Origin of the sequence: Chitinimonas arctica (genome assembly GCF_007431345.1) — a bacterium.
Classification (GTDB): Bacteria; Pseudomonadota; Gammaproteobacteria; order Burkholderiales; family Chitinimonadaceae; genus Chitinimonas; species Chitinimonas arctica.
Genome location: NZ_CP041730.1, coordinates 1,785,712 through 1,807,911, shown reverse-complemented (window position 1 = coordinate 1,807,911; position 22,200 = coordinate 1,785,712). Strand labels below are relative to the sequence as shown.

Below are 22,200 nucleotides of genomic sequence, written 5' to 3'. Positions count from 1 at the left end.
TGCAATATGTCGTCGGTATCTGTATCAAGCTATCGTGCATCACTCGATTTTTTTAAGCTCGATCAAAAATACCAAACAAACGAAGCTGAAAATATTTTATTGGGGCGCATTGCGCTACAGGAGTCGGAACGAGGTCGGGCAAGAGACCAGGCACTAGAGAAATGGTGGAGTGCGGTGTTGCGCGAATATTTTCAAGGTTCGAAGCAGGTGTTTGAGGATTATTTTGACCAAGCTAGGCGCGTCGGCAAGTCCAAGACGCAAAGGGGGTTATTTAAGGAGTTGCTTAAGAGTGTACTGCCGAAGAAATTGCCCGGCCAGCACTTAGGCAATGTCCTTGTGCGGCTGGGCCTGTTTGACGAAGCGTCCTACAATGCTTGCTCCCCCTTACTCTTGGCACTTATTTGCCAGAAGGATGTGCTGCTATTTTCTTTTACGCGGCCTAAAGCACTACTAGCAAGGGCGGATATTAAAATACGTGGCGAGCTGATGTACACGCATAAACACTTTGACTATTACCACCTAAGCAAGCAAAAATACGAAAGCCAGCTTAAAATTACCGAGCTGGATAGAGTATTGATCCATTTTGGCCGTCAAATTGGCAAGGAAGGATTCTGGAAGCTGTGGCAAGCGCAATTTGATTATGATGGCGTGTGCAATAAAGATATGTTCGAAAATCCAAGGGGGAGTTTATTGGAAGACAAGACCTACACTCCCAAAGACACTCAAAATCATTCGCGAATTATCGGCAGGCTTATGCTGCGATTCATGTCGGAGGCGCAATTGCGGGCCGCAGATGTTCACGAGGATTCACCTTTGGACACGGAAGACATCATAGACGGCGCACTGTATCCCCTGGCCTTCCCAGAACCGGAAAAGAAATCTTGCTCGATCATGTAAGCGCCGGACCGTTCGGTCAGCATCGCCACACGCACGGTGCTCGCTAAACGGTCCGGCCGTTTGTTTGCCGAACGGCGTCCGCTGCGCAGCTTGCGGTGTGAATGGCATAAATTCGATTACCCGCTCACGCATTCTCCTCTGGCATACGCTCCCGCAAGGGCTGCAACTCAGCGCGGACGAACTCATTCGCCACCTGCTCCGCTTCGCCGCAGTTCATGTTGTGTCCGCAGGCTGGAAGGGCGGGTTCACCCCGAAAAGCTTGCTTCGCAAAAGCGGGACAGTATGCGCTGGAAAGAACCTGCCAAGCATAGACGACCATATATCCGGCAAATGGGTCGGAAGAGGTCGTATCAAGTGCGCCCGTAAATGCCCCGCGTACCTTTTTCCAACGATTTGTTGCAATGCAACTTGTCTATACAAATCCGTGCGAGTAATCTCGGCGCCATTCGAGCCCATCTGACGAGATCGCCCATGCACGCCCTTACCCTTACCCCCGGCAAACTCACCTTCGCCCAGCTGCGCCAGATCATGGCCGGTGGCGTGACCATCACCCTGGATCCGGCCGCCATTCCCGGCATCGAGGCCGGTAGCCGCGCCGTGGCGGCCATTGTCGCCAAGGGTGCGCCGGCTTACGGCATCAATACCGGTTTCGGCCGGCTGGCTTCCACGCATATCCCCAACGATCAGTTGGAACTGCTGCAAAAAAATCTGGTGTTGTCGCATGCAGTGGGCGTGGGCGCCGCCTTGGACGCGCCCATGGTGCGCCTGCTGTTGACCCTGAAAATCTCCAGCATGGCGCGGGGGTTTTCCGGCATCCGCCTGGAAGTGATCCAGGCACTGTTGACCCTGCTGAACGCCGATGTGTTGCCGCGTATTCCCAGCAAGGGCTCGGTCGGCGCTTCCGGCGATCTGGCGCCCTTGGCCCATATGGCGGCTGTGCTGCTGGGCGTGGGCGAGGTGATCGTCAAGGGTGAGCGCATGCCGGCCACCGACGGCCTGGCCCTGGCTGGCTTGCAGCCGATGACCCTGGGGGCGAAGGAAGGCCTGGCGCTGTTGAACGGCACGCAGGCTTCCACCGCCATTGCCATCGTCAATCTGTTCGCCATCGAAGAGCTGTACCAAACCGCCCTGGTGGCCGGCAGCCTCAGCGTGGACGCCGCCGCCGGCTCCGTGGTCCCCTTCGACCGCCGCATCCACGACTTGCGCGGCCATCCCGGCCAGATCGAGGCCGCCGCCGCCTATCGGCAGCTGCTGGACGGTTCCGGCATCAATGCCAGCCACAAGGATTGCGACAAGGTGCAGGACCCGTACAGCCTACGCTGCCAGCCGCAGGTGATGGGCGCCTGCCTGGACCAGATCCGCCATGCGGGAGTGGTGCTGTTGCGCGAGGCCGATGCGGTATCGGACAACCCGCTGGTCTTTCCGGATACCAATGAAGTGCTGTCGGGCGGTAATTTCCATGCCGAGCCGGTGGCCTTCGCCGCCGACAACCTGGCCATTGCGCTGTCCGAGATCGGCGCGCTGGCCGAACGCCGCATCGCCCTGCTGATCGACAGTACCCTCTCCGGCCTGCCGCCCTTCCTGGTACGCGACGGCGGGGTGAACTCCGGTTTCATGATCGCCCATGTGACGGCGGCGGCGCTGGCCAGCGAGAACAAGACCCTGGCCCATCCTGCCTCGGTCGATTCCTTGCCGACCTCGGCCAACCAGGAAGACCATGTTTCGATGGCGACCTTCGCTGCCCGCAAGCTGGGCGATATCGCCGAGAACGTCGGCCATATCCTGGCCATCGAGTTGCTGGCTGCTGCCCAGGGCGTGGATCTGCGCGCACCCCACCAGACTTCGCCGCGCTTGTTGCCGGTCATGGGCCTGATCCGCAAGCAGGTGCCGCATTACGATCTGGATCGCTATTTCGCGCCGGATATCGAAGCCGTGGCCGATATGGTCAAGCGCGGTGTGTTCGCCAAGCTGGCGCCGCATCGCTTCGATTCGCAGGCCTGAACCGTCGCCATGCAAAATCCGCCCGCCTACCAGCTCATCAAGGACTATATCCTCGGCGAGATCCAGGCCGGTGCCTGGCGCGCGGGCGAGCAGGTGCCAAGCGAGAACGAACTGGTGAAGCGCTTCGGGGTGGCGCGCATGACGGTCAACCGGGCGGTACGCGAGCTGGCCGCCGAGGGCGTGCTGACCCGTAGCCAGGGTGCGGGGACCTTCGTGGCCGCCACCAAATACCAGAGCACGCTGGTCGAGATCCGCAGCATCGCCGAGGAAATCCGTGCGCGCGGCCATGACCATGCCGCCGAACTGCTCAAGTTGCAGTCGGTCAAGGCCGATGCCGCGCTCGCCGCCGAGATGGCGGTGGAAGCGGGCAGCACGCTATACCACTCGCTGATCCTGCACCGCGAGAACGGCTTGCCCATCCAGCTGGAAGAGCGTTGGGTCAATCCAGGCCTGGCGCCCGACTACCTGCGGCAGGATTACAGCCGAATCACGCCGAACGAGTACCTGACCGGCAGCGCGCCGCTTTCGCGGGTGGAATACCGCATCGAGGCGCGTCGGCCCGACCGGTCCTGCAAGGCGAGGCTGGAAATGAAGCAGGACGAACCTTGCCTGGTGCTGCATAGGCGGACTTTTTCGAATGGGGTGGTCGCCAGCGTGGCCAATCTCTATCACCCGGCCGGACGTTATCAGTTCAGTGGCTATTTTTGAGCCTGCTTGAGCACGCCGGCAAAAATTTTCAAGCATATCGACACAGGAGTTTTCCGCGCCATGAGCGACCCACGCATTGATCCGACCCGCGTTATCCGCGCTCCGCGCGGCAATGAACTCAGTTGCAAGAGCTGGCTCACCGAGGCAGCCTTCCGCATGATCCAGAACAATCTGGATGCCGAAGTGGCGGAGCACCCCACATCGCTGGTGGTGTACGGCGGCATCGGCCGCGCCGCGCGCGACTGGGCTTGCTACGACCAGATCCTGGCCAGTCTGAAGACCCTGTCCGACGACGAAACCCTGCTGATCCAGTCGGGCAAGCCGGTAGGCGTGTTCCGTACCCATGCGGATGCGCCGCGGGTATTGCTGGCCAATTCCAATCTGGTGCCGGCCTGGGGCAATTGGGAGCATTTCAATGAACTCGATCGCAAAGGCCTGATGATGTACGGCCAGATGACGGCCGGCTCGTGGATCTACATCGGCTCGCAAGGCATCGTGCAAGGCACTTACGAGACCTTCTTCGCCGTGGCCGACCAGCATTTCGGCGGCAAGCCCGCCGGGCGCTGGATCTTGACCGGTGGCCTGGGCGGCATGGGCGGTGCCCAGCCGCTGGCCGCGACCATGGCCGGCTTCAGCATGCTGGCGGTGGAGTGCGACGAGAGCCGCATCGATTTCCGCCTCAAGACCCGCTATCTGGACCGCAAGGCTGCCAGCCTGGATGAGGCCTTGGCCATGCTCGACACGGCCAAGGCCGAAGGTCGCGCGACTTCGGTGGGCCTGCTGGGCAATGCCGCCGATGTCTTTGCCGAATTGGTCGCGCGCGGTATCACGCCCGATGTGGTCACCGACCAGACCAGTGCGCACGACCCGATCAACGGCTACCTGCCGCAAGGCTGGAGCATGGCGCGCTGGCGCGAGGCGCAACGGCAGCAACCGGACAGCATCGTCCTGCCGGCCAAGCAAAGCATGGCCCGCCAGGTGGAGGCCATGCTGACGCTGCAATCGCGTGGCGCCGCGACTCTGGATTACGGCAACAATATCCGCCAGATGGCCAAGGATATGGGCGTGGCCAATGCCTTCGACTTCCCCGGTTTTGTGCCGGCCTATGTGCGGCCGCTGTTCTGCAAGGGCATCGGCCCATTCCGCTGGGTTGCCTTGTCGGGTGATCCGGAAGATATCTACAAGACCGATGCCAAGGTCAAGGAGCTGATTCCCGACGATGCGCACCTGCACAACTGGCTGGATATGGCGCGTGAGCGCATCGCCTTCCAGGGCCTGCCGGCGCGGATCTGCTGGGTGGGCTTGGGCGACCGCCACCGCTTGGGGCTGGCGTTCAACGAGATGGTCCGGAACGGCGAGCTGAAGGCGCCGGTGGTGATCGGCCGCGATCATCTCGATTCCGGTTCGGTGGCTTCCCCGAACCGTGAGACGGAAGCCATGAAGGACGGTAGCGATGCGGTATCCGATTGGCCGCTGCTCAATGCCCTGCTGAATACCGCCGGCGGTGCGACCTGGGTGTCGCTGCACCATGGCGGCGGAGTGGGCATGGGTTACAGCCAGCATGCCGGCGTGGTAATCGTCTGCGACGGCAGCGAGGCGGCCGACAAGCGTATCGAGCGGGTGCTATGGAACGATCCGGCTACCGGCGTGATGCGGCATGCCGATGCCGGCTACGAGGATGCGCAAGCCTGTGCACGTGAAAAGGGTCTGAAACTGCCTATGCTGGGATAATCCGCCGGGAGCGTGTGCTACGCGCTCCCTGCTTTTTATCACGATAGGATATCCCCCTCATGCGACTGGACGACGTACGCGAAAGCAGCAATGTCGAGGATAGGCGCGGCGAAGGCGGTGTCGGCCTGGGCGGGCTGGGCATCGCCGGTGTCCTGCTGGCCGCCGCCGTCAGCTGGTTCTTTGGCCTGGATTTCAACCAGGCCATGCAACTGGTGTCCGGCGGCGGCCAAGTGGTGCAGTCGCAGCAAGTCGCGGCGAGGCCGGCCAAGCCGGTTCCGGTCAACGACCAGCAAGCCCGTTTCGTCGCCAAGGCGCTGGCGGTGACCGAGGATGTCTGGGGCGAACTGTTCCAGCGCCAGGGCAGGGTGTATGCACCGCCCAAGTTGGTGCTGTTCCGCGACCGGGTACAGACCGCCTGCGGTACGGCCAGCTCGGCGGTCGGGCCGTTCTACTGCGCCGGCGAGCAGAAACTCTTTATCGATCTGGCTTTCCTCGATCATTTGCAGAAGCAGTTGGGCGCACAGGGTGATTTTGCCCGCGCCTATGTTATCGCCCACGAGGTAGGCCACCATATCCAGCATCTGACCGGAGCGTTGGAAAAGGCCCATCAACAGATGAGCCGGCTGGGCGGCACGGCAGCCAACAGGGTGTCGGTACGTTTGGAACTGCAAGCCGATTGCTACGCCGGCGTGTGGGGTTTCTATGCTGCGCAACGCAATCTGCTTGACCCGGGCGATGCCGAGACAGCCTTGAATGCGGCACGCGCCGTGGGCGACGACAGTCTGCAACAACGGGCCGGCCACGAGGTGGTGCCGGACAGCTTTACCCACGGCAGCGCCACCCAGCGCATGCAGTGGTTCCAGCGCGGCATGACCGGCGGCAATCCCGGCCAGTGCAATACCTTCTCCACTGAAAGGCCTTGAGGCCTATCCCTATCCCTTCATTGCATCCGATACCTATGTCCGCTTCCCCGCAACTACTGCGCAATCTACATCTCGCTACCCTCTCGGAGCCAACTGGCTATGCCGAAATCCCCGGCGCGGCGCTGTTGATCCATGAGGGCCGCATCGCCTGGCTGGGGCGTGCGGTGGATATGCCGGCCGAGGTGGCCGGTCTGCGCCTGGCGGATGTCGAGGTGGTGGATGGCCAAGGCGGCTGGCTGACCCCCGGCCTGATCGACTGCCACACCCACCTGGTATTCGGTGGTGACCGTTCGCATGAATTCGAACTGCGCCTCAACGGCGCCAGCTATGAAGAGATTGCCCGCGCGGGCGGCGGGATACGTTCCACCATGGCCGCCACCCGCCAAGCCGACGAGGCGGCCCTGCTGGCTTCCGCCCTGGTCCGCCTGGATGGCATGCTGCGCGAGGGCTTGACCACGGTGGAGATCAAATCCGGCTACGGCCTGGATTTCGCGTCGGAGCGCAAGATGCTGCGGGTGGCCAGGGCGCTGGCCAGCCAGCGCGGCGTCAATGTCCACACCAGCTATCTGGCGGCCCACGCCTTGCCCGCCGAGTTCCAGGGGCGGCCGGATGACTATATCGACGCCTGTATCCATTGGTTGCACGAACTGGCGGCCGAGGGCCTGGTCGATGCGGTGGATGCCTTCTGCGAAAATATCGGCTTCAGTCCCGCCCAGGTGGAGCGGCTGTTCCTGGCGGCCCGGGCCTTGGGTCTCCCGGTCAAATTGCATGCCGAACAGTTGTCGGACCAGGGCGGTGCGGCGTTGACCGCCCGCCATGGCGGCCTTTCCGCCGATCACCTGGAATGGCTGGACGAGGCCGGTGTAGCCGCCATGGCGGCCGCCGGCACGGTGGCCACCCTGCTGCCGCTGGCCTACTACTGCCTGCGCGAAACCCGTCTGCCGCCTATCGCGGCGCTGCGGGCGGCGGGCGTGGCCATGGCGGTATCCACCGACTGCAATCCCGGTACGGCGCCTTGTTCCAGCCCGCTATTGGCCTTGAACATGGCTTGTACCCAATTCCGCCTGACGCCCAGCGAAGCGCTGGCGGGCATGACCCGCCATGCCGCCACGGCGCTGGGCCGCAGCGATGTCGGCCGCTTGGCGGTCGGCCTGCGCGCCGATCTGGCGCTATGGCGCATCGCCCGGCCGGCCGAGCTTTGCTACTGGCTGGGCGGCGAGCCGCTGATTGCCCGTTGGCACGATGGCCGGCAAGTTTAAACAATCAATTCGGGCTTAGGCTGCCGGCCCAGGTCCGTACCAAGGAAAATCATGCATAAACCCGCCGATATGACGCTCTGGCAAGGTCGCCTCGATAGTGAGGAAGGCGCCCTTGCGCGGCGTTGGCACGAACGGTTGCAGGCCCTGCACGAGGGTGCGCCGGCAGGCGTTGCGCTGCTGGGCTTCGCCAGCGATGCCGGTGTCCAGCGCAACCATGGCCGCCCCGGCGCCAAGGAGGGGCCGGTTGCGATTCGGCGTGCCCTGGCCAATCTGGCCTGGCACCATGATGGCCATGTCTACGATGCCGGCGATGTGCATTGCGTGGATGACCAATTGGAAGCCGCCCAGGCGGAGTTGGGTCGGCAGGTTGCCCATCTGTTGGCCGAGGGGCATTTCCCGCTGGTGCTGGGGGGCGGACACGAAGTGGCTTACGGCAGCTTTCTGGGCCTGGCCCGGTTTGCCGAGCTGCAAGGGCAACGGCCGCCGCGTATCGGCATCATCAATCTGGACGCGCACTTCGATCTGCGTGCCGGCGAACGGGGTAGCTCGGGTACGCCATTCCGGCAGATCGCGGAGGCCTGCGCCAAAAACCAGACTTCGTTCAATTACCTGGTTTTTGGTATTTCGGAACCGGCCAATACCGCTGCCCTGTTCCATCGGGCGCGCGAGCTGGGGGTGCAATGGCATGGCGACGAAGCCTGCGGCAGCGAGAATCTGGAATCCCTGCTCGACGCGCTGGCCTTCTTTGTCGACGAAGTGGACTGGCTATATCTGACCGTCTGCCTCGACGTGCTGCCGGCCGCCGTCGCGCCGGGCGTATCGGCGCCGGCCGCCTATGGCGTGGCGCTGCCGGTGGTGGAGGCACTGATCGATGCCGCCAAGGCAAGCGGCAAGCTGATGCTGGCCGATATCGCCGAGCTGAACCCGAGCTTCGATCGGGACGGCATTACCGCCAAGGTGGCGGCGCGGTTGGCTTGGCGCCTGGCGAGGTAGGCGTCAGCCCACGAATATTTGCTGCGTTTGGGTAGCCAGTTTCGCGAACGCAGCCATTTCCGCGCTTTGTTCCGCCATATCGGTCAGCCGTGCGTCGGTCTCGCGCAGGCGGCTGGCCAACATGATGGCCAGGTTACGGTAGAGCTTGGCTTCCAGCGCCGGCACGCGGCTCAAGCTGTCGCGTGCGAATACCAGTACCCGCACGTATCCCACGGCTTCCACACTGGCGGAACGCCAGCCGAAGTCGATCAAGGCCAACTCGCCGAAGGTCTCGCCCGGGCCTAGCCGCGTCAGTTCGTACTCGGACACGCCCCCGAAGCGCCTGACCGTCACATTGCCGGACAGCAGCACATACATCTCGCTGCCATCTTCCCCTTCGTTCAGCAGCCGCTTGCCGGCTGGATGCTGCTCCACCCGGCAGGCCGCCAGGAACTGGCGTGCCTCTTCCGGGCTGAAGCCGCTGAATAAGCGTACCGACTGCAGCAGCTTCTGTACCAGCGCGCCATTGTCCTGCATGGTTCACCCCGCTATGGCATCCAACAACTTTTGATGTACCCCGCCAAACCCGCCATTGCTCATCACGACGATCTGGTCGCCAGGCCTGGCCGCCGCAGCGACCGCGCCGACCAGACCGGCCAGTTCGTTGTAGCACCGTGCCCGCTCGCCCAGCGGCGCCAATACCTCGGCCGGGTTCCAGCCCAGGTCCGCGCCGTAGCAGAAGACCAGATCGGCGCTCGCCAGGCTGCCCGGCAGGGCGTCCTTGATGGTGCCCAACTTCATGGTATTGGAACGCGGTTCCAGTACCGCCAGGATACGCGTGTTGCCGACCTTGGTGCGCAGGCCGGCCAGGGTGGTGGCGATGGCCGTGGGATGGTGGGCAAAGTCATCGTAGACCGTGATGCCGTTGCGGACACCCCGTATTTCCATCCGCCGCTTTACATTGCGGAACGCCGTCAATGCGGCCAGGCCGACGGCCGGGCTGACACCGACATGGCGGGCGGCGGCGAGCGCGGCCAGCGCGTTGAGCTGGTTATGTTCGCCCAGCAGCGACCATTGCAGCCGGCCTTGCAGCTGCCCATCCAGCAGCACGTCGCAACCGTCCGGGTAGGACGTGCCCATACACCAGCCGGATTGTCCGTCCACCCCGCCGAAGCGCTCCAGCCGGGACCAGCAGCCTCGATGCAGCACGCGGGCCAAGCTGGCTTCGCGGCCATTGGCGATCAGCAGTCCCTGTGCCGGAACGGTGCGCACCAGATGGTGGAACTGGGTTTCGATGGCGGCCAGGTCGGCGAAGATGTCGGCATGATCGAATTCCAGGTTGTTCAGTACCGCGGTGCGGGGCCGGTAATGCACGAACTTGGAGCGTTTGTCGAAGAAGGCCGTGTCGTACTCGTCGGCCTCGATGACGAAGAAGGGGGAGCGGCCGCCTTTTTCCTGGCGCGGTTCACCTGGCAGGCGGGCGGAAATACCGAAATTTTCGGGTACGCCGCCGATCAGGAAACCAGGCGCCAGGCCGGCGTATTCCAGTATCCAGGTCAGCATCGAGGAGGTGGTGGTCTTGCCGTGGGTGCCCGCGACGGCCAGCACCCATTTCGGGAAGGCCGGGTCGCGCAGTACTTGTTCGGCCAGCCACTGCGGGCCGGACACATACGGCAGGCCGGCATCCAGGATGGCTTCCATCAACGGGTTACCGCGCGTCACCACGTTACCGACGACGTAAATATCGGCGTTGAGTTTGATCTGTTCGGGCGAGTAACCTTCAATGAGCTGTATGCCGGCCGCCTCGAGCTGGCTGCTCATCGGCGGATAGACGTTGGCATCGCAGCCTGTGACCGTGTGGCCGGAGGCACGGGCAAGCTGGGCGATACCGCCCATGAAGGTGCCGCAAATGCCTAGAATATGGAGGTGCATACAGGAAGTCCGGTTGCGGATTGATCTGCTGCGCCGCATGGGCGGCGGCAGCGCGGGTAACTGGGAATACAGCTGAACCGGCCCACTGGTGGCAGTGAACCGAATATTCAGTCCGTACTTTTGCAGCGCTCCTCAGTGGTGGATGACAATGAACGAACGCACGGCGACGCCTTCACCATCTCATACCCTGACGCCGTCGGATATCGCCAGGGTGGCGCTCAAGCGCCTTGCCGAACTGGGTTTGCCGCCAACGCCGGAAAATTATACGAAATTCTACAACGCTATCGCCGCCATCAAGTCGCCTACCGACAAGAGCAGCGAGGAATTGAAGAGTGCCTACCAGGTATTGTTCAGGGTGTCCGATGTGCTGGACGGTATGAACGAAGCCTCCGGACTGCTGCTGGAAGACTTGTCGCGCGGCGGTGCGGTGATGGACAAGTCGCTCGATACACTGCGCAGCAGCAACGATCCGGAGCAGCTGCAGGCGGTGCTGGGCGAGCTGATCGAATCGACCGGCAGCGTGCGGCAGACGGTCTCCAGTTCGCATCGCGATCTGCAGGAACTGAAGCAGGCGATGGATAAGATCCAGACCGATCTGGCCCTCAATCGCAAGACGCTGGAACAGGATCCGTTGACCGGCGCGTTGAACCGGCAAGGGCTGGAGCATTTGCTGGCACGGGAGGTGAAGCGGGTACGGCGGGCGGCCTATGCGCTGACCGTCGCCATCCTCGATCTCGACGAGTTCAAGCGGGTCAATGACCGCCATGGCCACCTGGTCGGCGACAAAGTGCTGATGCACTTCAGCAGTATCGCCAAAGCGGTGCTGCGGGAAAGCGACATCCTGGTGCGCTACGGCGGCGAGGAATTTCTGGTGTTATTGCCGGAAACCGATTTGAACGGCGCCCGTTTCGTGATCGACCGCTTGCGCCAGGTCAATGCCAAAACGCCCTACTTTTATCAGAACCAGCACATCGAAATCCGCTTCTCGACCGGTGTGGCGGAGCTGAAGGCCGACGAAAACGGCCATGCCATGCTGCTGCGCGCGGATCAGGCCATGTACCGCGCCAAGGGTGCCGGACGAGATCAGATGGTGTTCGCGGACTAGTACGGCGGCGAGAACTCGATGTCCTACGGCAGAGGGCGTCCGCGCGGTTGGCCAAGTTGCACGGCCTTGGAAAACCATGCGGCACCCATTCCCTATTTTTTCATCGTACCGGCTTTTCAGAAGCCCCGTTTATTCATCGTTCCAGTCCAATGGCTTCGATTTGTTGCAAAGGCAATCCGGTAACGTTGACAATGGCTTGCATTGCCATGTGCTCTTTCAGTAGCGCTTTGGCAACCTCGATTTTCCCTTCCAGTTTTCCCTCCAGCTTTCCTTCCTCGAATTTTTCCGTTCCATGTTTCTTAAGCGCACCGGCTTCCGTTCTTAGCCATTTGAGGCGCCCTTCATAAGCTTCCCTTTCATCTTTTCCGAAACTCATATACTCCAGAACATTCAGGGCTCTCCTGATCGCTGGACTGTTCAAGCTGGATGGAAGGTGATCTTTGTTCATTAAATCATGCCGAGTCAGGAATGCCACCCATCGATCGAGCGGCTCCTTGATCTTGGCGACAATATCGGCAATCCCTTCCTCGGCATCCGAAGTAAATTTCTTCAATTCGATGGTATGCAATTCCAGGTCTTGAAAGTAATGCAGCTTGCCATCGTCCTTCCGGATGCGGAAAACATTGTGGTATCCCTCCACGCCCGGAATGGAGTTGAAGTTAAGTATATGAATGCCAATCGCCTTGGCCAGCCTGTCATAGCCAGCGCCTTCCCCGAGCTGGTCCGTATATAGCTTTGCCCAATAGTAAAGCGCACGTTTATCGTAATCCGCTACGTCATTGACCTGGATTTCAATATTAAGCAGTTGCCCATTGTTGCCCTTTGCCTTGAGATCGAGGATGGAGATTTTATCCCTCCAGAAGTTGCTGCTATTATACGGATTAAGAAGCGTGACGTCGGTGATCTGATCCGCTTCGTCTACGATGGCATTCACCAGGGAAATCAGTAAATCTTTGTTTTCTTCCACTCCGAAGAGCTTCTTGAAGGCAATGTCCACGCGTGGGCTGATCATTTCCATAATGGATGACTCCCTTTTTAATTAGCAACAGCACATAAAAAATTCACCAATTGATTTTTCCGCAAGTTAAAGTCAAGAAATATCATTCAAGCCAACATGATGTTTTAAATGGGTGGAGTAAAATATTCTATGCCGATCGATCCATAGGGTCAATTAGCCGTACGCCCTGGTCGGGCAGGGTTTCGGACGCAAGTTAAATCACTCACATCACTTCAACCGGGCTCGCCTCCGGCGGGTAAACCGGCTGGGCAGTCCTGGTGTACTGACTGGATCGCCACGCGTTCCGAGAGCCCGGTCGTGGGCCCTCGCCGCTTCCTCCGTCAGGCGCAAGCCGTGTGGGGCCGTGTGGCGGGCGCTGGAGACACCATTTTCAGGCGTTGTTATCCAGATAGCATAGAATTTTACCAAAAGCCGGCCGGGCAGGCCTGAAAGCCAATAGGGACGCGGCTTGGCGGCCGGTCGAAGAGGGAAACAAATGTCCAGCGAAGCGGCATTTTCGGGGGCTGGATGCACTTTAGGTGTTGAATTGCTGCGCCGCTATAGGGTAGGGTTCGCGCTGATCATCGAGGCCCGGTGCATTTGCCTTTAATGGCAAAGCGTGTTTCGATGCGCACCAAGCCCGACCGGGCTTTCCCAAGACGTCCTTTCTGAGAGATTCCTATGCGGACCAAAAAAGAGCTGATCGACGCGCTGGCCGAGCGCACCCAACAACCGAAGACCGTGACCGAAGCTTTTGTCGATGCGCTGGGCGATGCCCTGCGCGACGCGCTGGCCAAGGGCGACGAAGCCCTGCTGCCAGGCGTGGGCAAGTTCACTGTCAAGGCCAAGGCTGCCAAGACCGGCCGTAACCCGAAGACGGGTGAAGCCATTCAGATCGCCGCACGCAAGTCGCCTGCCTTCAGCGCACTGAAGGCGTTGAAGGATGCCGTGAACGTCTAATTCGACGTCCGCTGCTGAAAAACCCCGCCGCAGCGGCCGCTGCAGCGGGGTTTTTTTTCGCCGGCAGGCCTGGACTGCTACAGTGTCAGGGCCGCGCCGAAGGCTTGTCGGCGTGCGACATCAATTTTCGGATCTACCATGTCTCTACTTTCTCAAGGGGTCGTCCTGCTCGCCTCCGCCGTGGTGGCCGTGCCCCTGCTCAAGCGCTTCGGCCTTGCCTCGGTGTTGGGCTATCTGGCGGCCGGTGTCGCGATCGGCCCCTGGGGCTTGCGCCTGATCGACCAGCCGGAAGCCATTCTGCATACCACCGAGTTTGGCGTGGTGCTGCTGCTGTTTATCATCGGCCTGGAATTGCAGCCCTCGCGCCTGTGGGTGCTGCGCCGCGCCGTGTTCGGCCTGGGCGGGGCGCAGGTATTGCTGACCAGCCTGCTGCTGGGCGGGGCGGCCTGGCTGCTGGGCTTGCCGCCCTTGGCGGCGATGGTGGCCGGCTTGGCGCTGTCGCTTTCCTCCACCGCCTTTGTGCTGCAGATGTTGGCGGAAAAGCACCAACTGACCAGCCGGCACGGGCGTGATGGCTTCGCCGTGCTGTTGTTCCAGGATCTGGCGGTGATCCCCCTGCTGGCCATTCTGCCGCTGCTGTCGCCCGCTGCCGCGGCAGCCAGCCGTCCCTCGGCCTGGGTGTCGCTTGCCGCGGTCCTGGGCGTGGCGCTGGGCGGGCGCTACGTGCTGCGGGCGGTCTTGCGCCGGGTGGCGCGGGCCAACAGCCACGAACTCTTCGTGATGGCCACGCTGCTGATCGTGATGGCGACGGCCTGGGGCCTGGAAGCCGCTGGCTTGAGCATGTCGCTGGGCGCCTTCCTGGCGGGGGTCTTGCTTGCCGATTCCGAATACCGGCACGAACTGGAAGCGAATATCGAGCCTTTCAAGGGTGTGCTGCTGGGCTTGTTCTTCGTCGCGGTGGGCATGGCCGCCAACCTGGGTCTCTTGCTGGAGCGGCCATTCCTGCTGCTGGGGCTGGCATTGGGGCTGATGGCGGTAAAGGCGCTGGTGCTGCATCTGATCGGCAAGCTGGCGGGCATGGATGGACGGGCGGCGCGGCGGTTCGCCGTCTACCTGGCACAGGGCGGCGAGTTTGCCTTTGTCTTGCTGACGCTGGCCGTGGGCCAGCAATTGATGGATGAACGGACCGCCGATCTGCTGGCCATGGTCGTCACCCTGTCGATGGCGCTGACGCCCTTGCTGGTGGGCGTGCATGAGCGCTGGGTGGCCCCTCGGCTGGAAGGCGATGCGCCGCGCGAATTCGATCAGATCGATGCGGAAGATCACAGCGTCATCATTGCCGGTTTTGGCCGTTTCGGCCAGATCGTGGCGCGGGTGCTGCGCACGCGCAAGATTTCCGCCACCGTGCTGGAGTCCAGTTTCGAACAGGTGGATTTCGTCCGCCGCTTCGGCAACCGCATCCATTATGGCGATGCATCGCGGCTGGATCTGTTGCGCGCGGCGGGGGCGGAGCGGGCCAAGCTCTTTGTGCTGGCCATCGACGACGTGGAGGCCTCCTTGAAGACCGCCGCGACCGTGCGCCAGCATTTCCCGCACCTGAAGATCTATGCCCGCGCCCGCAATCGTTTCCATTACTACCGGTTGCGCGATCTGGGCGTGGAGGCGGTGACCCGCGAGACCTTCGCCGCCAGCCTGGAGATGTCCGGCGAGGTGTTGCAGGGCTTGGGTATCTCGGCGGCGGTCAGCGCCGCCACGCTGGCGACCTTTCGCCAGCACGACGAGGCGCTGCTGGTACGCCAATACGCCGTGCACCACGACGAAACCGCGCTGATACAGACCTCGCGCGACGCGATGCGCGAGCTGGAGGATCTATTCGAGGCGGACGTGGCGGACAGCGGCGACAAGCCGCCCGGCACGCCCGGCATCGACGATATGCGTAGCTGGGGGTGAACGTCCGGCTGGCTACGCGGTCGCGCCGGAGGTGTCGTCAGCCGCACCCTGGGGTTCGCTGGCGGGCAGTATCCATGGCTCTTCCGCCGCCGCCGCATACCATTCGACCATGGCCGGCAGTGCCAGGATATGGTCCACCCAGGCCTGGCTGCGGCTGGGCAGGGCGATGGAATAGGTCCGGCAACGGCCGGCGACCGGCGCGTACATCGCGTCGAGGATGCTGAATTCACCCATCAGGAAGGGGCCGCGGGCGGCGAAGCGGACCCGTAGGCTTTCCACCAGGGCGGAGAAGCGGGTGATATCGCGTTCCACTTCGGGCGGGCGCGGAGCGGCCGGCAGGACACGGCGGGCGTTGAAGGGGTAATGCTGGCGCAGGGCGCTGAAGCCGGCATGCATTTCGGCCGATAGCGCGCGCTTCGGCGCGTTGGGCGCGGTCGGTCGGCCACAGGGGCTTGTCCGGATGCAATTCGGCCAGGTATTCGCAGATAGCCAGGGACTCCCAGACATTGACGGCGCCGTCGTGCAGGCTGGGCACCTTGCCGGTCGGCGCGTACTTCAGCAGGGCCGTGCCGCTGTCGGCTTGGTACAGCGGGATCAGAATCTCTTCGAATGGAATGTCGAATTGCCGGAGCAGCAACCAGGGGCGCAAGGACCAGGAGGAGTAGGCTTTGTTACCGATGACAAGTCGCATGGTTGTCTCTCTAGGGGTGTTGCATGCCGGCGCCAGGGTAGTGGCTCCCGGCGCCGTAGTGGATAAAGCGGCTTATGGCTGCTCGGCCTGGACCGCGTCGCCGCCGCCTTGGGCGGGCGGCGCGGTGTCGACGTCCGCTTCGCTGCCGCCCTTGGCCGGCACCACGCCCATGCGGCGCTTGAGCGAGGTTTCGCCCTTGCCGAAAGCCTGGGCGTAGTAGACGGCGTTGGCCATGACCTTCTTTACGTAATCGCGGGTTTCGCTGAAGGGGATGTTTTCGGCATAGATCGCGCCTTCCAGCGGCCGGTCCGCCCGCCAGTTGCGCGCCCGGCCCGGGCCGGCGTTGTAGGCCGCGCTGGCCAGTACCGGCTGGTTGCCCAGGCTGTCCAGCACGTACTTGAGATAATAGGTCCCCAGTTGCACATTGGTGCCGATTTCGTTCACGGCGCTCGGGGAGTAGCTGACCCCCATCCTTTTGGCCACCCAGCGGGCGGTGGCCGGCATCAGCTGCATCAGGCCCTGGGCGCCCACGCTGGAGCGTGCGACGGTGACAAAGCGGCTTTCCTGCCGTATCAACCCATACATCCAGGCCTCGTCCAAGCCGAGATCGCGCGCATAGACCTGGGTGACATCGCGGTAGGGGGCCAGGAAGCGCAGGCTGAAGTCATGCAATTCACGCGTGCGCTCCGCCGAATAGATGGCGCGGTCGTACCAGCGGCTTTGCCGCGCCACCTCGGCGGCGGCCAGCAATTGCCGGTCGCTCAGGCCGCGCATGGCCCAGTTCCACTCGCGCAGGGCCTCGGTGCGCCAATTCATGGTGTTGAGCGCCAGGGCGCGTTCGATATTGGGTAGCAGGCGAATGGCTTGCAGTTCGTCATTGTTCGGCTTGTAGCGGCCTTGCGAGGTATCGATCACCGTGCCCATTTCCTCGCGGGCCAGCAAGCCGTAGTAGTGGTGCTCGGTGGACAACTCGGCATAGCGCTTATTGGCCTCCGCCGGCTGGCCGGCGTGCTGGTAGGCGCGGGCGCGCCAATAGCGCCAGGCGGCGATGCTTTTCTCTCCGTCCGGCATGGCGTCGATACCGTTGGCGACGGCCTGCCAGTCGCCCGCGCGCAAGCCGGCGCGTACGTACCAGGCGCGGCCTTCCTCATCGAGGCGGGTCAGCGCTTCGCCCTTGCCATACCAGGTCAAGGCACGGGCATCCAGGCGGCGAGCGGCGTGGTAGCCCAGCCGGCTCCAGGCATGGCGCCGGTCGCCTTCCGGCAATCGATCCAGCACCTTGTCCAGCAGGGCGTGGCCACGGTCCGGCTCATCGCGGCCGGCGCGATCGATGGCATACAAGGCCAGGGTCCGTCCCCCGCGGCTGAGCAAGGTCAGGCCGCTCATGGCTTTTTCCGGCTTGCCCAATACGGCGCGGGTTTTCTTCGCGTCGATGCCGGCCGGATTGGCCAGCCGCGGCAGCAACTGGATGGCGAATTCGGCATTGTTGGCTTCCAGCGCCAGGCGAATGCGCATCCAGACCGCTTCGTTGTCCAGCTGGCCGGTCGCGAACAGTGCGTCGAATACCGGCGCGCAGGCTTCCGGCATGGCGCGAGGCTTGAACCACAGCGGTTTGCCTTCCTGCGCCAACATGGCCTGGTCGCGTTGGACCTGGGCCAGTTGCAGGCGGTCGCAGTGCAGCTCGCTGCCGACTTCCCATTGGATCAATTTGGGCCATTCGCGTTCGAACTGCGCCCAACTACCGCGTTTGGCCAGGATCTTCAGCCATTCGCCACGCAGGCGATCCGCCAGCAGGCTACCCTTGTAGCGTTCCAGGAAGGCCAGGATTTCGGTCTCGGAAAGCTGTTCGAGCTGTACCGACAGCAGCCAATAGCGCGGGTACATTTCCAGCGCGGTACCGTCGGTACGGAGGGTGATGTCGGCCAGTCTTTCCAGCTTGCCGGTGCGGGCGGCCTCACGGGCGCTGTCCATATCGTCCACTAGCGCGGCATGGCAAAAAAGGGTGGCAAGGCCAAGCAAGAGCGAGGGGAGCAAAGGCTTCATAATGGGGCATGGAATAGATCGTATTAAAACTAATGTAACACAGGCGCCATCAGCGTTTACGCGGGGTTCGGAAGTTGCCGGGCCCGCCTGGCTTTCCCGCCTGTCCGGAGTCCGGAAATGACCCTGCTTGTCCTGCAAGGCGGCGGTATGCGCGCCGCATTGGAAGTCCATGCCGATGACGGCAGTCTGCTGATCGATGCCGTTCGCGAACTGTCGCGCGAAGGGCGCTTACCGCTTTACTGGCGTTGCGGACAGGGAACCTGCGGAGCCTGCGTGGTCCGCTTGCAGCCCTTGGAAGAGGACGCCGAGCGGCAGGTGGTGATGACGGGCAAGGAGCGCAACGTCCTCGCCCGGCTGGACTTGCTCGATGAGTCGCAACGACAGGCCGCCAGCCTGCCCGATCACCCGGATCTGCCCCGCTTGGCCTGTCACGTGCGCCTGCCGGAAGGGGTCTTGAAAGTAAACTGGTAGGACTGGTAGGGTCGGAAAATCCGCACGGCCTCCTGCTTTGGCATCCATTTCAGAATGACAAAAAAACCACCACCTTGATTTTGCGCCTCCGCAATGAAGCGCGCTGTTCTGATCTGGTTGATTCCATTGTAAAAATACCAATTTATGCGGAATGGGTGGAGCCGCCTGTATGCTCGTTTCCGATGCATTCAGGTGGCTTTTTTACGTCTCCTGTTGTTGCGAGTTGTCAACAAAGATGACAAAAATATTGTTATGACAACTCGATGTGGATAGATTGCCTCCACTTCGAATCGGCATACAGACCGGTCGCCCTGTGTGTGGATATCCATCCGCCGGGTTCAGCTTCCCAACGCATTTCCAGTTTCTGAATACACGCCGCCGGGCCACGCGCCCGGCCAGCCGTTTTCGTCTCGGCGAGGCCGCGCCATGGGTGCGCGCCTGCCACGGAGGGTTTGGCATGTTCTGGTTTGCTCGCGCTCAAGCGCCTTTACCGGTCCGGGATTTTTCTCCCGCCGGCCTCGCTTTATCCGGCTCCGCCGCCGACTACACCGTGCCTGTTTAACGCACGGTCGTTCCCCGACACCCCCCAGGCTCCACGACTGTCACCGCACCAGCGGTAGACGGACGGTGGTTTACATCCCAGCGCCGGCGGAGCCCCGGCGCGAAGTAGCAATACAAACGGAGCTAAGTAGATGAAAAGAAGCACAGCATGGGCACCGCTTTTCAGGAAAAGCGGTGTAGCGGTTGCCCTTGGCCTGCTGGCCGGATCGGCCGTGGCGGCACAGGTGGCAGTGGCACCCAAGGGACAGAGCACCGACCGGATTATTGTGAAGTATCGTGACAGCGGCGTGACCTCGCTGCAGGCCGCCAGCGCCAGTGGCGCAACGGCCAAGGCGACCGTGGCGGCCGAACGGCAATCGCGTATCCAGAGCGCGGTCGGCCGTTTCGGCGGCAACGCCCGCTTCCTGCGCCATGGCGGCATGGGCACCCAGGTGTGGAAGCTGGACAAGCGCATGCCGGTCGGCCAAGTGGCCAGCATGGCCGCTGAAATGGCCAAGGGCGACACCAGCATCGAATACGCCGAGCCGGACCGCATCCTGCGCATCATGGCGGCCAATCCGAACGATGCGCGCTGGAGCGACCAGTGGGACCTGCAGAACAGCGTGGCCGGTGTGAATGCCCCGGCGGCCTGGGATCTGTCGACCGGTAGCGGCGTGGTGGTGGCGGTGCTGGATACCGGCTATCGTCCGCACGTCGACCTGGCCGCCAATATCGTCGGCGGCTACGACATGATCAACGATGCCGAAACCGGCAACGACGGCAATGGCCGCGACAGCGATGCGCGCGATACCGGCGATGCCGTGGTCGCCGAGGAGTGCGGCGTAGGCGAAGAAGCCAGCGACTCCAGCTGGCACGGCACCCATGTGGCCGGCACGATTGCGGCGGTGACCCATAACGGCATCGGCGTGGCGGGCCTTGCCTACAACGCCAAGGTGCTGCCGGTCCGGGTGCTGGGCAAGTGCGGCGGCTATACCTCCGATATCGCCGACGGCATGATCTGGGCGTCCGGTGGTTCGGTGGCTGGCCTGCCGGCCAACCCCAATCCTGCCCGCGTGATCAATATGTCGCTGGGCGGCCCGGGTGCGTGTGACGCTACCTCGCAAAACGCCATCAATGCAGCCCGCGCGCGCGGGACCGTAGTGGTGGTGGCGGCCGGCAACGAATCGCAGGATGCCAGGAACTCCAATCCGGCCAATTGCGCCGGCGTGGTGACCGTGGCGGCATACGGCAAGACCGGCGCACGTGCGTATTACTCCAACTTCGGCACCGTCGTCGATCTGTCCGGCCCGGTGGCGCGATGAATAGCGCTACCGATCCGAACGGCATCCTGTCCACCCTGAATGCCGGTACCTCGGCGCCCGGCGCGGACAACTACGCCTTCTTCCAGGGCACCTCGATGGCCACGCCGCATGTGGCGGCCGTTGCGGCGCTGATGATCGCGGCCAAGCCTTCGCTGACGCCCGATCAGGTCGAAAGCCTGCTGAAGTCCTCGGCCCGCCCCTTCGTTGCATCGTGCAGCGGTTGCGGCACCGGCATGCTGGATGCCTTCGCCGCCGTCAAGGCAGCCATAGGCGACATTCCGGGCAATAGCGAAACCGAATCGAACAATACGCTGGCCACGGCCAACACGGTTGCCGCACCGGTTACGCTGAACGCCAATATGGGCAGCAGCAGCGATGCCGACTGGTTCAAGGTGACCCTGCCGGCAGGCAAGACGCTGACGGCCACCATGACGCCAGGCAGCAGCACCGCCGACTACGACCTCTATATATATAACGCCAGCAGCACCCAGCTCGCCAAGAGCGAACTGGGCGCCGGCAAGGTCGATACCGCATCGTCCGGCAATAGCAGCGGCGCTTCGGCCGTCCGCTATGTGAAGGTGATGTACTACTCCGGCGGCACGGGGTCGACCAATGGCAAATACACCCTGAAGTTCAACTGGTAAGCCAACCGGCAGGACGGCGGCCCGGTACGGGTTGCCGCCGCCCATGAAAAAGCCGGCGCCTTTTTGGCGCCGGCTTTTTCATGGCTTATGAGCGTAGCTGCGCGCCGTATCCCAGCATGTTCATGTTTCCAAAAGCGATAGTTTTGCCGTGTGGTGAAAAGGCGGGTGAGCGACTACTTCTTACAATGGGCACTGTGCAAGGCTTGCTTTGCATTGGGGTGCGATTTGCAGCTTTGTGCATGTAGTGCCCAAAAAATCCAACCGACCTGCGAATGGTTTTGAAGAGCAGGCTATCGAAAATATTCCCTGCATAACTTATTCCAGGCAATTGAAACAGGAGCTACTCATATGCCCGAAGTTCTTACCATGCCGCCCGTGAACGTCCTTGCCGAGCCGGCGACTGCAGACACGGGATTCCTGGGGACGCCGCCTATCCTCGGCAACAATGTCATATCGGACGCGCTTGATATATTGGCGGGGCTGGTGCGTATTGCCGCCGAACGCGCCGATGCCAAGTTCCAGGAAATGAAGAAGCGGGCGGACTATGCGCGCCAATGTACCGCACTGGCCGCAAAGGTCCAGTCCGTCATTTCCGATTTTCAAGGGAAAGATCCCGGTTCCACGATAAAGCTTGACCAAAAGATCATCGACGAATTCAGGCGCTTGAGTATTCCTATCGATGGCAAAGGCATCGACCGATGGATGGAGGAACGTAATATAGGACCGGACTCTCCCGCTACTCTCGACAAATGGAACAGAATTCATAATCGAGCACAGGGTACGCCATTGCCGGATGGTGAGAAGATGGAATTTTTTCTTTGGGTTAAAGAGAAAGGTGAAAAGGAAAAATTTGCGGACCGGGGCCACTACGAGCAGCTCAAAGCGGCTGCGGACGCCATTGGCCAACAAGGTACCGACCAGAATGCCCAGGACAATCTGCTTATCCAGAAAATCGTTCAGCTTTTCAACAACCTGATCGCCATGATCAGTCAGCTGCAGATCATGCTGACCGAAATGTGCCGGGCGATCATCAATGGTATGAAATAACGCTGCC

The 22,200-nt window shown here is 62.1% G+C and carries 19 protein-coding genes and 1 pseudogene; 14 read left to right on the top strand and 6 right to left on the bottom strand.

What is annotated here, in order from left to right; genetic code table 11:
• Positions 1-6: 6 nt before the first annotated feature.
• From FNU76_RS08065 to hutG, 7 genes are all read left to right on the top strand, one after another.
• Positions 7-897, top strand: coding sequence for a hypothetical protein (locus FNU76_RS08065; protein WP_179958399.1), 891 nt, complete (start codon positions 7-9; stop codon positions 895-897).
• Positions 898-1,368: 471 nt separating this feature from the next.
• Positions 1,369-2,898, top strand: coding sequence for a histidine ammonia-lyase (gene hutH, locus FNU76_RS08060; RefSeq protein WP_179958398.1), 1,530 nt, complete (start codon positions 1,369-1,371; stop codon positions 2,896-2,898).
• Between the two features lie 9 nt (positions 2,899-2,907).
• Positions 2,908-3,606 carry a histidine utilization transcriptional repressor HutC gene (gene hutC / locus FNU76_RS08055; RefSeq protein WP_144277716.1) on the top strand — a complete coding sequence of 233 codons (699 nt, stop codon included), beginning with the start codon at positions 2,908-2,910 and terminating at the stop codon, positions 3,604-3,606.
• Between the two features lie 60 nt (positions 3,607-3,666).
• Positions 3,667-5,337 carry a urocanate hydratase gene (hutU, locus tag FNU76_RS08050; protein ID WP_144277715.1) on the top strand — a complete coding sequence of 557 codons (1,671 nt, stop codon included), beginning with the start codon at positions 3,667-3,669 and terminating at the stop codon, positions 5,335-5,337.
• A gap of 59 nt (positions 5,338-5,396) precedes the next feature.
• Positions 5,397-6,260 (top strand): KPN_02809 family neutral zinc metallopeptidase, encoded by an 864-nt coding sequence (gene ypfJ / locus FNU76_RS08045; protein ID WP_144277714.1) that lies wholly within the window; start codon positions 5,397-5,399, stop codon positions 6,258-6,260.
• Positions 6,261-6,295: 35 nt separating this feature from the next.
• A complete protein-coding gene (hutI, locus tag FNU76_RS08040) occupies positions 6,296-7,519 on the top strand; it encodes an imidazolonepropionase (RefSeq protein WP_144277713.1) in 1,224 nt (407 codons plus the stop codon).
• 51 nt (positions 7,520-7,570) lie between these two features.
• A complete protein-coding gene (gene hutG / locus FNU76_RS08035; RefSeq protein ID WP_144277712.1) occupies positions 7,571-8,512 on the top strand; it encodes a formimidoylglutamase in 942 nt (313 codons plus the stop codon).
• Positions 8,513-8,515: 3 nt separating this feature from the next.
• Here the strand turns inward: hutG and FNU76_RS08030 are convergent, their stop codons facing one another.
• On the bottom strand, positions 8,516-9,028 hold the full coding sequence (locus tag FNU76_RS08030; protein WP_144277711.1) for a cyclic nucleotide-binding domain-containing protein: 513 nt from the start codon (positions 9,026-9,028) through the stop codon (positions 8,516-8,518).
• A 3-nt stretch (positions 9,029-9,031) separates the two neighbouring features.
• Positions 9,032-10,423, bottom strand: a complete 1,392-nt coding sequence (mpl, locus tag FNU76_RS08025) for a UDP-N-acetylmuramate:L-alanyl-gamma-D-glutamyl-meso-diaminopimelate ligase (protein ID WP_144277710.1) — start codon at positions 10,421-10,423, stop codon at positions 9,032-9,034.
• A gap of 148 nt (positions 10,424-10,571) precedes the next feature.
• On the opposite strand from mpl, the gene FNU76_RS08020 reads away from it, so the two are divergent.
• Complete coding sequence (locus FNU76_RS08020) at positions 10,572-11,528, top strand: GGDEF domain-containing protein (protein ID WP_179958397.1); 957 nt, start codon at positions 10,572-10,574, stop codon at positions 11,526-11,528.
• 133 nt (positions 11,529-11,661) lie between these two features.
• Here FNU76_RS08020 and FNU76_RS08015 read toward each other — a convergent pair whose 3' ends face one another.
• Positions 11,662-12,546, bottom strand: a complete 885-nt coding sequence (locus FNU76_RS08015; protein WP_144277708.1) for an Rpn family recombination-promoting nuclease/putative transposase — start codon at positions 12,544-12,546, stop codon at positions 11,662-11,664.
• A 660-nt stretch (positions 12,547-13,206) separates the two neighbouring features.
• On the opposite strand from FNU76_RS08015, the gene FNU76_RS08010 reads away from it, so the two are divergent.
• Positions 13,207-13,485 carry an HU family DNA-binding protein gene (locus tag FNU76_RS08010; RefSeq protein WP_144277707.1) on the top strand — a complete coding sequence of 93 codons (279 nt, stop codon included), beginning with the start codon at positions 13,207-13,209 and terminating at the stop codon, positions 13,483-13,485.
• A gap of 138 nt (positions 13,486-13,623) precedes the next feature.
• On the top strand, positions 13,624-15,435 hold the full coding sequence (locus tag FNU76_RS08005; RefSeq protein ID WP_144277706.1) for a monovalent cation:proton antiporter-2 (CPA2) family protein: 1,812 nt from the start codon (positions 13,624-13,626) through the stop codon (positions 15,433-15,435).
• A 12-nt stretch (positions 15,436-15,447) separates the two neighbouring features.
• Here FNU76_RS08005 and FNU76_RS08000 read toward each other — a convergent pair whose 3' ends face one another.
• From FNU76_RS08000 to FNU76_RS07995, 3 genes and pseudogenes are all read right to left on the bottom strand, one after another.
• Positions 15,448-15,942 (bottom strand): glutathione S-transferase C-terminal domain-containing protein, encoded by a 495-nt coding sequence (locus tag FNU76_RS08000; RefSeq protein WP_223879264.1) that lies wholly within the window; start codon positions 15,940-15,942, stop codon positions 15,448-15,450.
• Position 15,943: 1 nt separating this feature from the next.
• Positions 15,944-16,126 (bottom strand): annotated as a pseudogene (locus FNU76_RS24485) (glutathione S-transferase N-terminal domain-containing protein); the annotation flags it as partial.
• A gap of 72 nt (positions 16,127-16,198) precedes the next feature.
• The gene (locus FNU76_RS07995) at positions 16,199-18,169 is read right to left on the bottom strand and encodes a lytic transglycosylase domain-containing protein (protein WP_179958396.1); all 1,971 of its coding nucleotides are present in this window, start codon (positions 18,167-18,169) and stop codon (positions 16,199-16,201) included.
• Between the two features lie 117 nt (positions 18,170-18,286).
• Here FNU76_RS07995 and FNU76_RS07990 point away from each other — a divergent pair, with 117 nt between their 5' ends.
• The 4 genes from FNU76_RS07990 (at position 18,287) to FNU76_RS07980 (ending at position 22,193) form a co-directional block, all read left to right on the top strand.
• Positions 18,287-18,640, top strand: coding sequence for a 2Fe-2S iron-sulfur cluster-binding protein (locus tag FNU76_RS07990; protein ID WP_144277704.1), 354 nt, complete (start codon positions 18,287-18,289; stop codon positions 18,638-18,640).
• Between the two features lie 692 nt (positions 18,641-19,332).
• Positions 19,333-20,502, top strand: coding sequence for a S8 family peptidase (locus FNU76_RS24870; protein ID WP_263405649.1), 1,170 nt, complete (start codon positions 19,333-19,335; stop codon positions 20,500-20,502).
• Positions 20,499-21,146, top strand: coding sequence for a S8 family serine peptidase (locus FNU76_RS24865; RefSeq protein WP_263405648.1), 648 nt, complete (start codon positions 20,499-20,501; stop codon positions 21,144-21,146). Before FNU76_RS24870 ends, FNU76_RS24865 begins: the two co-directional genes overlap by 4 nt.
• Positions 21,147-21,494: 348 nt before the next feature.
• Positions 21,495-22,193, top strand: coding sequence for a hypothetical protein (locus FNU76_RS07980; protein ID WP_144277703.1), 699 nt, complete (start codon positions 21,495-21,497; stop codon positions 22,191-22,193).
• Positions 22,194-22,200: the final 7 nt, after the last annotated feature.